The sequence below is a fragment of the Bacillus sp. 196mf genome, from assembly GCF_003217275.1.
In the GTDB taxonomy this organism is placed as follows: domain Bacteria; phylum Bacillota; class Bacilli; order Bacillales; family Bacillaceae_G; genus Bacillus_A; species Bacillus_A thuringiensis_S.
The window spans coordinates 39,247-53,634 of sequence record NZ_QJTG01000026.1; the positions used below are offsets into that span (position 1 = coordinate 39,247).

A 14,388-nucleotide genomic window follows, 5' to 3' on the forward strand; every position below is an offset into this window, starting at 1 on the left:
GAAATGTCAGTAGCACCTTCTTTTTTATTTAATTAATGTTTTACGTATTCTAAGCTTTCTTTTGCAATATACGCTTCTGTTACAGTAGGATTATCTGAAATAACTTTAACCCACGCTTTTCCATTTATTATTTCTTCACCAGTAACTGTGACAACTACATTTGTATTTAAACGATACAGTCGCTCATTTGATATACTAGGATTCTTTTTCACTTCCACGTTATTCATCACACGTGCAAGTTTGTACTTGTTGTATTCTTTTTTACCTAAATAAGAATCAAAACGGTTCATATGCCCCGCTACTTTTTTACCCCAGTTCGCATCAGATGCATATTTCGCATTTAAACCAGCAGCTTTATCACCTGTATATGTTGCTGTATAACGCCAATGTCCTGGATTTAAATATCCTTCATTCATGTATAATTTTGCTGCATGTTCAATACAATCTTCTTTTGAATTGAATGCTTCTCCGTTACCATATGGACTATCGTCTGTTGCTTTTAAACCAAATAAATTATTTTTGTCTTTTGCAAGAGCGCTTGTTCCATAATAACTTTCATGAATTGCTAATGAATATAAGAATAATGCATTTACATTATACTTGCTTTCTACTTCTTTAAATTTCTTTCCTAAACCAATTAATGGAGAGTCTGGCTTAATCGATTTCACATAACTATCTAGTTGTTCAGCTGTATAATCTGTTTTCGAACGTAATGATAAATAATTGAAATATTGATAGAAAGTTTCGTCTCCGAATGTCTTTCCATCTACACTATACATTTGCTGTCCTTGCTTCATGAAAGAAGGTGCCACACCATATCTAAATTCTGTATATCCAGGTGAACTTGTATTATATGTATAATATTTATGGTATAAATATCCATCTGATTTCACATAATAAGACGACTGTTTCATTTCATTTGTAGGAATTAAAGTGATTTCATTCTTCTTCACATAACCTGTCAAACCAGAAAGTTGAACTTTCACACGATCTTCGCCAACTTCTAACACTTTCAATTCCGTTCCATACTGAATATACGTATATACTGTTGACAAATTCTCATCATAAATATTAATGATGTTTTGCCCAGTTATTCTTTTCGCACTTGCAAAACCATCTTTAATCCATAAAAATTCGTTCTCGTATTTTACCGCATTCATACCTTTATTTTGAGCAGCCGTAACCGCTTCTTTATACGTATTATAGCGCTCTACTTCTTGCTCTGTTCCGTTTTCTCTTACATTTGTCACAACATATTTCTTAGTTTCTACAGGATTGCTATTTCCGTTTTTTTCAATCGTCTGAAGCATACGATCCAACATAGCTGAAGCCATCCCTCTTGTAGCTGATAAATGTGGTCTAAATGTATTATCTTCTGGATACCCTTTAATAATTTGAGTAGCCACCATAACTTGCACATGCTCTTTATAGTTAATACTATCTTTATCAGTAAAGGTAAGCGGACTTACAGCTACTTTAATATTTTTATAGTCTAACGCTCGCTTTACCATTATCGACATTTCTTCACGTGTAATCACATCATTTGGTGAGAATGTCTCGTTCGTACGACCATTAATAATTTTCGCTCCATATGCTCTACTTACACCATCATATAAACCGTAAGTCTTCGGCACATCCTCAAAATTCGAATCAGCTTTCGGTAAATTTAAAGCCCTTGCTATGAATGTAGCAAACTCTGCTCTTGTTACTAATTTATCAGGCGCATATACATTGTCTCCATACCCCATTAAAACTCCTTTAGTAATAAGTGAGCGCATATGCGTCTCAAACATATGTCCTGTAATATCATCATTTGCCGCATAACTTGAAATAGGAGTTAAAAGTAATGATCCCGTTAATGCCACTGCTGTTATACCTTTTGAAAAAGTCTTCAAGGTTATCCTCCTCGTAATCTACTAATTTATTATCACAAATTTGATTATATAATACTCACAATCATTTTAGCATAATAAATAGGAATTAAAATAAAACGTTTTTTAATTAGAATTTTCATTACATTCAAAACAAAATAAAAGACACTTTACTTTTTTAATAAAGTGCCTTTTTCCATATGATCAATGAGTTTCTTTGTTGCCTGTTTGCCTTGCAACCGAAGCTCATCTATTGTCAATTGTAACTCTTGCTGCACAGTTCCTTGTTGCATTAATTGCTTTTTCGCAATTTCATATAAATATTCAGCACTCCATTCGCCATCCACACTTCCTATAACTGGCTGATTCACTTGACTTAAAAACGAATCAATTTTCGGATCGTATGAAATCCCGACCATTGGAGTTTTGGCTACAGCAGAAAAAACTAGTGCATGAAGACGCATACCAATTAGTAATGAACATTGTGATAAAATGAATATTTTCTCGTCGATATCCATTTTATATGGAAGCATATACGTCTCTTCTCCCATTAAGTCTACTACTTCACGCGAAGCTTTTTGATCAAATGGCTCATGCATTGGAACAAATAGAATTTGGTATCCTTCTTGCTTTAATTTTTTTAATGCCGCAGCTAATTTTTTTATATAATCTTCTTTTGCATTCCAATAACGCACACTAACCGCGATTACTTTTCCATGTATCGAATGCTTTTGCAACCAATCCGATTGTTTTGTCCGTTTCCATGTTAAAACAGGGTCTGGAACAATTTCAATATCGTTTTTTATGCCAAGTCCTTTTAAATATAAAAACGAATCCTCATCTCGAACTGATACATAGGAAGCTTTTGACAAGTTCCATTTTACTAATAGACGATTATATCCTTTTGTAATTGGACCTATTCCTTGTGAATAAATATAATACGGCTTTTTTAATAATCGAGCGAGTCCCATAATACCCGTATAATATAGAATACTCTTCGTACTTGTCTGATCTTGAAGAAGGCTCCCGCCACCACTAATAACTCCATCACTGTTTTTGATCGCATGATAAACAGCTTTTATATCCCAGCGATCTACCGATTCTACACCATACATTTCCTTTGTATATTTAGAATCATTTGATAGTACTACTAGTTCTATATCCGGGTTCTCTTTACTTAACGATTCAATAATTGATTGTAGAATCGCCTCGTCTCCAACATTATAAAAACCATAATATCCTGATAAGACTAAACGCACCCTAAATCTCCTCCAAAACTAGGTAACCGTTTATTTCATCTAACATAAACTGGTACCCATTCCTTACCTAAACACTTAATACCCTACATAGTTTCCTCTTTATCAGCTCATATGAATTTTAATAAAAAATTAATTTTCTATATTTATCTTTTCAAAAATGGTATTTTTTTATTGATATCCATTTTAATTTCAAAGCACATACACCATACAAAATGGTTGTAATACTTAATGCTATACCACTGAATAATAACGTCATAATTCTTGAAGATGTAACATCTATCACATTAAATAGTTCATACAATCCTAGTCCTAAAATAGATGCTATTGCTAGCACACCAAAAAAGCTTTTTAAATGAATAGAATAGGCAATATAGCTTCGAATATACAAATGATTTACAATACAAATCAATACGTAAGTAATGAATGTACTATACGCCGCTCCATCTATGCCAAACTTCTGCACGAACATTATGTTTAACACGACTTTCACACAACTCGCACCAATAACAATCCATGCAGCTTGTGCAGAACGATTAATGCCCTGTAAAACACCTATTGATAATACCATAACCGCAGTAAAATACGAACTGCCAATCATAACTGTTAACATACTACTGCCTTTTACGTCTGTGAACAATCCGACATTTAACGGTACTGTTAATGCCATCAACCATATTGTTAACGGTGCTGTCAAAACATGCGCTAGTCGATTTGTATTTTGAATTGTTATTTTCGCCAAATTTATATCTCTTTTGGCCAATGCGGAAGTTAAGAGTGGTATTAACGGAAATACAATTGCACTTGCAAAAATAACAATTATTTGCGTGAATGCAAAACCGCGACTGTATATTCCAAATTGTTCTTGAATTTCTGTTGATGATCCTTGTAATACATGCGGTATTGTAAGCGAGTCTACTAAATTTAAAAGTGGCATTGATAAAGCTCCGATAGCGATTGGGATCGATACCCGCAATATCTTTTTGCCGTTTTCTCTTAAATCTCGGAGTGAATAGGAATTGCTTTTATTGTAGTATGGACTTCTATTATATTTTATACGCAAATATATAAGGGAACTAATGACTCCAAGAAAAGAGCCAACCATCGCACCACTAGTAATAACAGTATTACTCTTATCCCATGATACTAGTATGTAAGCAATTATTAACATAAAAAACACACGTACAAATTGCTCAATGACCTGTGATACCCCTGTTGGTTTCATATCACCGAAACCTTGAAAATACCCTCTATAAACTGCCATGTATGGAGCAATGAGTAATGCTAATGAAGTAATAAGCAACGGCATTCTAGTTTCTTGTCCACCAAGCATATTTGCAATTTCAATAGAAAATAATACAATGACTAAACAGCCGAAAACGCCAAACGCTATCCCTATAATTGACGCTGATGTAAATAATTTCGCAATTTCCTTTTGCTTATTTTTTTCGTTCAACTCTGCAATTAATTTCGAAATTGCAAGTGGAACTCCGGCTACCGATAATGTAAGAGCAATCATATATACAGGAAAAACAAGGCGGAAAATACCGAGCACTTCATCTCCTGCAATATTTTGTAATGGAATTTGAAAAAAACTACCAAGCAATTTTGACAAAAAGGTTGTAATTGTTAAAATCGCCGCTCCTTTTACAAATGTTTTATTCATATTTTTTCTCTTTTCTTTTATACATATACTCTCAAACATATTGTTTTAAACGATAGGGATTCACTTTATCCCATTGGTTATCATAACAAATTTATTATAGGTTGAATACTTGGTTTTTTTTACAAAATAGAAAAGAGAACCAATTTACGCCTATCTCTTCACACTCTAATTTCTAATTCCTTCCATTATATGTACACATTATAACTGTTTTCGTTACTCAAAAAGAGCTCTTCTCTATCACTGCAGTGCATATTACTAAAAACATTATAAGAATATCCCACAACTCTACATTATAATGTATGTAAGATTGTGAGATATTCTAATTACCATCTAAGCACTTAAGATTTTCAATTGTTCTTTCTGTTCATCGCTTGCCATTACTATGATTGTTTTTTCAATACTCGGATGTACTTGCTCAAGCTTTACACTTGCTCCTACTTTATTTGATTGCTCAACAAAATTTAATAATGCCATAGCTCCTGATACATCCATATAACGCACATCTTTCATACGTAAAACAACCGGTGACTTCACATCTTGTAAAGTAGAGAAAATACGATCTACTGATAAGAAAGAGAGCGGTCCTTGAATCGTATACGTTTCTTCTCTTTCTTTTACGATAGAAGTTTTACGTTCTTTACATTTCACCATATATATGATGAATGAAAGAATAATACCGAATGCAACAGCAATCATTAAATCGAACTTCACCGTCACAATCATCGTTACTAGCATAACAACGACATCACCTTTAGGCGCGACATGCATCTTTTTCATGCTTTCCCAGTCGAACATTCCAATACCAGTTAAAATTAAAATACCTGATAATACAGCAAGTGGAATATATTGTACGACCGAACCAAGACCCATAATAAAAATGAATAAGATAACACTATGCATACATGCCGAAAGTGCCGTTTTACCGCCACTTCTTATATTCACGATAGACCTTACAGTCGCACCTGCACCTGCTAATCCACCAAACAATCCGCTCATCATATTACCGATACCTTGTCCAACGAGCTCTTTATTACTTTTATGACGTGTACCTGTCACATTATCCATTACGACCGATGTTAACAACGAGTCAATCGATCCTAATAAAGCAATACTAAGCGCTGGTAAAATAAGTGCTGCTATTCCTGTTCCACTTAAAGATGGAATATGAAGCGTAGGCATCGCTTCTGGAATGATTCCAATCTTTTCAATTACTTTGTTTAATGAAAGATTTCCGATAATCGGTAAATTTACTGTAAGTCCTTCAAGTAGGGAAGAAAATAAAGGTAGCAAAGCTGTCACACCGACTAGTGCTACTAAACTAGATGGAATCGCCTTAATCCATTTACCAGAAACAATCATTACAATAATCGTTAACACAACAAGTAGAAAACTATTTTGTACGTGCTTTATTTCGCCTAAAATAATGATTAATGCAATACCATTCATAAATCCTGAAACGACAGGATACGGAATATATCGAACGTAAGAACCGAGCTTACATACACCGAATAAAATTTGAAATAACCCTGCCATCATAAAGGCAATAAAACTTGCCTCTAACCCGTGCGTCGCAATAACTCCTGTTGCGATAACGGTAATCGGTCCAGTTGGCCCCGTTACTTGCCCAGGTGTCCCGCCAAATAACGCTGCGAATAAACCTGCAAAAATCGCACCATACAATCCAACAAGCGCTCCCTCAGACGTTCCTGTCGCAGCAATACCAAATGCAATCGCAAGTGGTAACGCAACAATCGCAACAGTAAATCCTGCTAAACATTCCTTTGCTATTTTTTGAAACATAAAAAAACCACCTTTGTATAAAGTCCATGTTCCATTGTACACCTAAAAAGATACATTCGTTAGCTCACTTTTTACATTCTCGTGACGTAAACGTATTCAATGAAAAGTTTCCCCCTTATCTTTGGAAACAATTGCAACTATGCTATAATGAACAAATTAAATCTTTTACTATATACTTGGAGGCACTATGCTAACTTTTGAAGAAAAATTATCGATTATTGAATCTTTCCCAGAACTAGAAAGAAAGAACGTATCATTAAAACGTGTAAACTTCCACTTTGAAGAAAGTCGTTTAGATAAAAAGAACGTTGTATTTCATTTACACCCAAATGGAAATGGATTTGTGTATGCAAGCGGTATTAAAGGTTACAAAACGGATGATAAGGGTATGGTTAACATCCGTGAGTTTTCAGCAGAAGAGTTACGTTCAGTAATTGAGAAATCAATTGACCTTCTATCACAAGAAGAAGTAGTAGCACCTGTAGAACCTGCAAAAGAAGAAGAATGGCAGAACGAAGATGGTCATATTCTTACTCTTATTTCAGAGGATGACATGTGGAACGTGTACGCTGGTGTAAACTTAGACGGTACATTCAACTCTTATCCAGAAGCTGCGGAATACCTTGATGAAGAAGGGTTTTCACGTAAATAAAAATAGAAACCTATTTCATCCAACGACTTTTATAGTAATCAAAAAAGACACTTAAGGTGTCTTTTTTTGTTATATAAACTCCTTTCTCACACTATCTCTATTAATTTTCATAAAATGATTCAGAGGAGGTTTATATGAATACAACTGCTAAATTAATAAATTGGAAAGAACATGGCGATATGATTATTCTAGAATGTGAATTAAATGGAAAACGCTTCGAGATATCAACATATAAACAACGAATATATAATGCACACCTTTTATCAGCTGACGTTTATATTCGTTTAGATTCATCTGATAATATAATTGGAATAAATATCTATAAAAAGTAAGAAAAGCCCCCTATTCCGTAAGCGGGCTTTATCTTTATTACAAAATGTTAGAGTATACTCTCTTTTTTTTCATACAGTTTATGTAATTATACATATTCATTAAAAAATACACTAAATGAATATTATATGTATTAAAATATAACTTGTGGGCACGTTCTATAAAGCAGATTCTTTTAAAAGGCGTAACATATCAATTATTATAGGGGATGTGGCGTCACTTCGATATTGATCTCAAATCTCTTGTCTTTTGTGAACTAACAATCTAGTGTATATAGACGATTCTGCTTTATAGTGTGTGTTTACACTCATAACAAAGGGGTAATGGTAATACGGATAGATTCCGATTCGTATGAAATGAAATGGTTCAAGTCGGAGAGAGGCACCTTAAGGTGTCTTTTCTTTTTGGACATTACATCCATTTTGTTTTTCCACCTTATTTCAAATGCGCTAATTAACCTTCACCAAGAAGAAATGAGAATTGAAAAAGATATTGTTTCTTCTGTTTAATACAGAAAAATGAAGGATACCCCATAGATATGGGGCATCCTTCATTTTCTATTTTTTCGCACCTTTCAGTGACTCCCTCAGCACAAACTTCTGCAACTTCCCGCTCGCATTACGTGGGAGTTCATCTACAAATAAATAATGACGTGGACGCTTATAATCTGCTAATTCGTCACTTTCTTTGCAATACGTTTCTAAATCAGCTTCTGTTATTGTTTCATCTTTCTTCACAATAACTGCTACAACACGCTCTCCCCATAATTCATCTGGCTCACCAAGTACCGCCACATCTAATATACCGGGATGACTATGAAGGAAATCTTCAATTTCACGAGGGTAAATATTTACGCCACCGCTAATTACCATATCATCAACACGATCTGCAACGAATAAATAACCATCCTTATCAAAGTATCCTAAATCACCAGAATGATACCATCCTTTATACATCGATTTTTTATTTGCCTCTTCGCGATTATGATAGCCAGCCATCATAGTTGGGCCGCGTAAAATAATTTCTCCTACTTCATATGGAGGTAATACATCATCTGGTTCTGCCGGTGCATCCTCGTTCGGTTTCACAATACGAACTTCATGACTAAAGCATGGCGTGCCTGCTGAACCAGCTTTCGTAATTTGATCCTCCTCTACGAGAAACGCCACAACTGGTCCCATTTCTGTCATTCCGTATATTTGAACAAGGTCAATATAAAGACGTTCTTTACATTCCTTCACTAACGCCGGTGCCATTGCCGCTCCGCCATATATACCGATTTTCATTGAAGTTAAATCATACTGAGTTAAATCTTTTTGCAACAACATATTCCACATCGTCGGTGCTGCAAAGAACGTCGTAATCTTTTCTTCTTGAATCGTATGTAATACTGTTTCTGTATCAAAATGATGCAAAATGACATTTTTTCCGCCAACTTGAATGCGTGGTATGATTCCGGCATTTAATTCACCACAGTGATATAAAGGCGCAACAACAAGCCCAACGCTATCTCTATTATATTTTAGGAAATACGTACAAATCATACTATGCTCAGCCATTTCACGATGACGATGTAACACGCCTTTCGGATGACCTGTCGTACCGCTCGTATAAAGCATTGAACAATAATCCATTTCATCAATTTCGATATTTACTTTCTCAGAAGATGCTGCATTCACTTTTTCATGGTAGGAACTTGCATAGGAAGGTTTATCGTTTTCTATAGACCAAAAAGATGTATTTGGAAAATCTCGTTCAATGATAGCAACAGTTGACTCAACTGCTTTTTCAAAGACAACGACTTTCGAGGATGCGTCCTGAAGAATATAAGATACTTCTTTCGCCTTTAAGCGAAAGTTAATCGGATTAAAAATTGCACCAATTTTCGCACAAGCTAAGTAAACGTTTACAAATTCATGGCAGTTATATAAGTAAACAGATACTGTATCTCCCTTTCTTACTCCGTCTTCTAATAAAGCGTGTGCCGTTTTATTTATTTGTTCATCCCACTGTTTATATGTCCAGCGAATATTTTTTTCAGGTTCCACTAACGCCTCTTTATTCGTATACTTACCAACAGATAAATCAAAAATTCTCCCTATCGTCATGTACATGCCAACAATTTCCCCCTTTTCTCTTTCATAAATCTATCATTTCGTCTATAAGTAGACATTGTCCTTCAATGTTTTGACTAATTTTTCTGATTATTATCGACATAGTTTTACATACGATACCGCTAGACGGTAAATGAAATTATATCGGCGATTTTTCGAATATATCGACTTACCGACAAAAACTGACAAGATATAATCGGCCCCCCGTTACTGCAGGATAAAAAGAGGTTGTTCCGACTCGGAACAACCTCTTTCTTCTTATGCGAATAGCTCTTCTAAAATTTTCAATTTATCTTCTGTATATTTTACGAAGCCATCGTTATATGATTTTGGATCTTTCGGATTCGCGAAGTGCGTAATTGCCCCCGTCTTCGGATGAACAAATTTACTTGATGCACCGCAACCAAGTCCGATAATTGATTGTACTTCTTCCATAATGACAATGTTGTAAATACTTTCTTGCGTCGGCATTGCATAACCAACGTTCTCTAAGTTACCTAAAATATTCTTTTGACGATATAGGTAATATGGTACGTAATTATGCTTTTGCGTCCATTCTTCTGCTTCGTGCATCATCGCTGTAATTTCTTCGCGACCTGCTACTTTATATTTACGTTTGTTTTGCGTCATTTCAGAAGCACGTTTAAATGATAACGTATGAACTGTTAATGATTCTGGCATTAACTTTTCTGTTTCATCTAACGTATGCTTGAAGATATCTAACCCTTCACCAGGAAGACCAATAATTAAGTCCATATTAATATTGTTCATTCCCATTTCACGAGCTAAATGGTATTTCTCGATTGTTTCTTCTACAGTATGATGACGTCCAATTGCTTTTAGTGTCTCTTGATGGTATGACTGTGGATTAATACTAATACGGTCAATGTTCCATTTATTTAACACTTCTAGCTTGGCTGGCGTGATCGTATCTGGACGACCTGCCTCAACTGTTACTTCACGTACATTTTTCACGTCTGGGAACGCTTCGTACATTTCTTCATACAGCATATCCATCTCTTCTGCTGTAATACTTGTAGGTGTACCGCCGCCATAATAAATCGTCGTAACTTTCACACCTTTTTCTTTTAAAAACTTACCAATTTCACGAACTTCATAATGTAAACCACCTAAGAACGAATCAACAGACCCTTGGCGTCCATTAATCGCATAAGCCGGGAATGTACAGTATGCACATTTCGTTGGGCAGAACGGAATACCGATATAAATACTTACTTCTTCTTTCAAACGGTATAAATCCGGAACAACTGCTAATTGGCAATCAACAATACGCTGAAGAAGTTCAATTTTCTCTTCATGAATTAAATAACTTTCACGAAGTTCTTGATGCGCTTCTTCTTTTGACATACCATTTTGAAGCATTTTATGAAGAAGTTTCGTCGGACGTACTCCCGTTAAAATACCCCAGCTTTGTTCAAGTCCAGTTAACTGCTGAAGAACAGAAAGATATACATAAGAAACAACATGCTTCACTTGCTTCATACGCTCTTTTTCATCTGTGAAAGCAGATAAATCTTTCGAGAATGTTGCTTCATACACATTTCCTGTGCTAACATCCGTTAATCGAGCGGATGCTTTCACATTATCCTCAATGTGTATATCAACGATCAGATTCGCTTCCTCTTGTTCAAATCCAATCGTACTATCTTCAAAAAATAAGCCGCCAATATTTTGTAGCGGACGTAAAAAACGATCATCTTGTAACGTTTTAATTGAAATTAACACATTATCACCTTTTCATTTGCAAACTCTCTTTAGTTTACTTGAAGGGCGTTTACAGGTCAATACAGAAGGTTTTACCTGTTTCTCTTACATTTTTTCAAATAATTCTTTTTATGAATATCGCTCATGTATATAGACATCATGATTTTCTCTTGTTAAAATTTATTAGTACAAAAAATCGTTACATAGCGAAAATACAATATATAAAGGAGGAATGTTAACACTAGATTTTATAATCTAATGTGTTAAAAAAAAATATGAAAAAGAAATTTTATAGTGTATTAACTCTCTCTCTTGCATTACAAACTGTTCTTGCACCTACTTATTCATTTGCAGAGAGTGCTGAAAAATCCGCCGAAGTATATACGGAGGATCAAGTTTTTAAAAGTATTAAGGAGCATGTTAATGAGCATAGTACTCATGAAGAAGATATCGAGGTTACTGGCCAATTCCTACTATACACTTCAAAAAAGCATTCATTATATACCGCGAATGATTTAAAAAACAAATCGAATATCGAGATTACAGAACAAGTCGTAACGGCGACAAAGAAAAAAGGAAATGCTTACTACATAACGACGCCAACTGGCGCTGGATGGATAGATAACAATGATAATAGCTTAGAAGTTCAAGAGATTCATAAACTATCTAACCAAAAATTAATCGTAAAAGAAGAAGCTTCCATACATGCCCTTCCGTTCCAATCGTTTAAAGAAGAAGGGAAACTACAACCACAAGTCATTACTCCTACTGAACAAGCTGGAAATTGGTTTAAAGTCCAAATAAACGAAACAGCAAAATGGATTTATGCACCTTCTGCTACATTTGAAGGTACAAAAGCTTCATTACTAAAAAACAGTCGTACTGCTAAAAATAGTTTATTGAGAGTTCCGGAAGCTCTACAAACAAACAATATTTATGGCGTTACATTTAAAGAAATGATTGTCCCAAAAGGAAATGACGATATTCGCCCTGGCTACCCGATGGTACCTAAATATATTACGATTCACGAAACGGCTAATACAGCGAAAGGTGCTAATGCTCTAAATCATGCAAAATTCTTAGATAACCAAGCACGCGGAACAGCTGATCGCGCCGCATCTTGGCATTTCACAGTAGATGATAAAGAAATTTATCAACATCTTCCGGTAAATGAAGTTGGATGGCATGCTGGAAATAAAACTGGAAACTATGAATCTATCGGAATTGAAATTGCCGTTAATCAAGATGGAAACTATGAAAAAGCGGTAGAAAATGCCCGTAAATTGGCAGCTTATTTAATGAACGACTTAAATATTTCTCTAGATAAGGTCCAAAAACATCAATTTTGGTCAGGAAAAAACTGCCCTGCGTTTATGATTCAACGCGGACAATGGAATGCTTTCTTAAAAGGAACTGAAACATACTATAAGGAAAACCAAAAAAATCCCGTAACTGATGACATTACAGGTGGATGGTATGAACAAGACATTCGTCAATTAGCAGCTAGAGGCATTATGCAAGGAGAAGGGAACGGCAAGTACTTCCCAGAACGTCTTGTAACGCGTGCTGAATTTGCTACACTAATTACTCGTGCTTTACAATTACCAAGTGGAAACGCTAAGTTCACAGACTTAGAACAAGTACACCCATCTTTAAGAGACGGTATTAATCGTGCAGCAAGCGCAGGCATAATCCGCGGACGTGGTGATAATACATTTGATCCAAATACTACAATTACACGCGAAGAAGCTGTTATTATGATTGATCGTTCTCTAAAACACGCTGGTATTTTTGCAAAACAAGTTGAACTACCATTCGTAGACCAAAACTTAATTTACGCTAAAGAAGAAGTACAAAGAGTGTATGGATATGGAATTGTAAAAGGTAATGAATTTAATCAATTCGTACCAAAAGGACCATCACAACGTGCACACGCAGCTGCATTTATAAACAGAATGCTTAGCGTAATTGAAGCTTAAAATATTTATCTGTATTAATTTAAAAGGCATCAGAGATTGTATAATCTCTGATGCCTTTTATACATCTTTTAACTATTTTTAGCCATGAATCTTAAACGTATTCCTAGTAACAGAAGCATAAAACCGATGAATGGAACGTAATTCGTATTGTGTCCTGTAGCTGGAAGTTGTTGATTATTAGAAGAACCTTGTCCTTTTTCTGGTAAATTAGGTTTTTCTACTCCCTCACCTGGTTTTTCTGTTCCTTCACCTGGCTTCTCTGTTCCTTCACCTGGTTTTTCTGTTCCTTCACCTGGCTTCTCTGTTCCTTCACCCGGCTTCTCTGTTCCTTCACCTGGCTTCTCTGTTCCTTCACCTGGCTTCTCTGTTCCTTCACCTGGCTTCTCTGTTCCTTCACCTGGTTTTTCTGTTCCTTCACCTGGTTTTTCTGTTCCTTCACCTGGTTTTTCCGGACCTTTTTCTGTATCTTTTTTATTTGTAATTTGAAGTTTTACAAATTCAATTTTTTCATTAGAAATCGTAAATTTCATTTCCTTATCGGATAAAGTATATCCTTCTGGCGCTTGGATTTCTTTTAAAGTGTAATCTCCTGGTTCTAACTTCTTAGAAGTCGCTTTACCGCTCTTATTTGTTGTTAATGTGTCGATTTTTGTTCCGTCTTTCCAAATTTCAAACACTGCGCCTGCTAATATTTTATTTGTATTATTAGCGTCTACCTTTGTAATTTCTAATTGACCTGTAATTTCTTCTTTCACTTTTTCATTCATAACTTCTTGTTTTACTACTTCATTTGCTACAACATTTACTTCTACTGTTACTTCTAACGCTTTATAACCTTCTGGTGCTTTCGTTTCTTCTAACGTATACTTTCCTGGCACTAAGCTTTCGAATTTCACAACACCGTCTTTATTCGTTGTTTTCGCTTCTCCAACTACTTGACCAGCTTCGTTCTTTAATTTAAATTCCGCACCCGCTAGAACTTTTCCATTCTCTGC

Annotated in this window: 9 protein-coding genes and 1 pseudogene; 3 read left to right on the forward strand and 7 right to left on the reverse strand. The window is 35.2% G+C overall.

Features of this window, described 5'->3' with window-relative positions; translation table 11 throughout:
• Positions 1 to 32: 32 nt before the first annotated feature.
• The 4 genes and pseudogenes from ATL10_RS25005 to ATL10_RS25020 form a co-directional block, all read right to left on the reverse strand.
• Positions 33 to 1,895, reverse strand: coding sequence for an S-layer homology domain-containing protein (locus ATL10_RS25005; RefSeq protein ID WP_000847496.1), 1,863 nt, complete (start codon positions 1,893 to 1,895; stop codon positions 33 to 35).
• A gap of 146 nt (positions 1,896 to 2,041) precedes the next feature.
• On the reverse strand, positions 2,042 to 3,130 hold the full coding sequence (gene csaB / locus ATL10_RS25010; protein WP_001241596.1) for a polysaccharide pyruvyl transferase CsaB: 1,089 nt from the start codon (positions 3,128 to 3,130) through the stop codon (positions 2,042 to 2,044).
• 143 nt (positions 3,131 to 3,273) lie between these two features.
• A pseudogene (locus tag ATL10_RS25015) lies at positions 3,274 to 4,793 on the reverse strand (putative polysaccharide biosynthesis protein).
• 330 nt (positions 4,794 to 5,123) lie between these two features.
• Positions 5,124 to 6,593: a SulP family inorganic anion transporter gene (locus ATL10_RS25020; protein WP_110497773.1), complete on the reverse strand. Its 1,470-nt coding sequence runs from the start codon at positions 6,591 to 6,593 to the stop codon at positions 5,124 to 5,126.
• A gap of 187 nt (positions 6,594 to 6,780) precedes the next feature.
• Here ATL10_RS25020 and ATL10_RS25025 point away from each other — a divergent pair, with 187 nt between their 5' ends.
• The gene (locus ATL10_RS25025) at positions 6,781 to 7,245 is read left to right on the forward strand and encodes a hypothetical protein (RefSeq protein ID WP_000954998.1); all 465 of its coding nucleotides are present in this window, start codon (positions 6,781 to 6,783) and stop codon (positions 7,243 to 7,245) included.
• A gap of 134 nt (positions 7,246 to 7,379) precedes the next feature.
• Positions 7,380 to 7,577, forward strand: a complete 198-nt coding sequence (locus ATL10_RS25030; protein ID WP_001098258.1) for a hypothetical protein — start codon at positions 7,380 to 7,382, stop codon at positions 7,575 to 7,577.
• Between the two features lie 555 nt (positions 7,578 to 8,132).
• On the opposite strand, the gene ATL10_RS25035 is transcribed toward ATL10_RS25030, so the two are convergent.
• Both ATL10_RS25035 and ATL10_RS25040 read right to left on the reverse strand, forming a co-directional pair.
• A complete protein-coding gene (locus tag ATL10_RS25035) occupies positions 8,133 to 9,689 on the reverse strand; it encodes a fatty acid--CoA ligase (protein ID WP_075716845.1) in 1,557 nt (518 codons plus the stop codon).
• A 258-nt stretch (positions 9,690 to 9,947) separates the two neighbouring features.
• Positions 9,948 to 11,435: a coproporphyrinogen III oxidase gene (locus ATL10_RS25040; protein WP_098834924.1), complete on the reverse strand. Its 1,488-nt coding sequence runs from the start codon at positions 11,433 to 11,435 to the stop codon at positions 9,948 to 9,950.
• A 254-nt stretch (positions 11,436 to 11,689) separates the two neighbouring features.
• Here ATL10_RS25040 and ATL10_RS30985 point away from each other — a divergent pair, with 254 nt between their 5' ends.
• Positions 11,690 to 13,393, forward strand: coding sequence for an S-layer homology domain-containing protein (locus ATL10_RS30985; protein ID WP_142670005.1), 1,704 nt, complete (start codon positions 11,690 to 11,692; stop codon positions 13,391 to 13,393).
• Between the two features lie 68 nt (positions 13,394 to 13,461).
• On the opposite strand, the gene ATL10_RS25050 is transcribed toward ATL10_RS30985, so the two are convergent.
• Positions 13,462 to 14,388: MSCRAMM family protein (locus tag ATL10_RS25050; protein WP_142670004.1), on the reverse strand; the 927-nt coding region annotated here is incomplete at its 5' end.

Bases quoted from the DNA above. Each gene is read 5' to 3' on its own strand.
- ATL10_RS25020 (WP_110497773.1), bottom strand. From the start codon at position 6,593: ATGTTTCAAAAAATAGCAAAGGAATGTTTAGCAGGATTTACTGTTGCG.
- ATL10_RS25025 (WP_000954998.1), top strand. From the start codon at position 6,781: ATGCTAACTTTTGAAGAAAAATTATCGATTATTGAATCTTTCCCAGAA.
- ATL10_RS25030 (WP_001098258.1), top strand. From the start codon at position 7,380: ATGAATACAACTGCTAAATTAATAAATTGGAAAGAACATGGCGATATG.
- ATL10_RS25035 (WP_075716845.1), bottom strand. From the start codon at position 9,689: ATGTACATGACGATAGGGAGAATTTTTGATTTATCTGTTGGTAAGTAT.
- ATL10_RS30985 (WP_142670005.1), top strand. From the start codon at position 11,690: ATGAAAAAGAAATTTTATAGTGTATTAACTCTCTCTCTTGCATTACAA.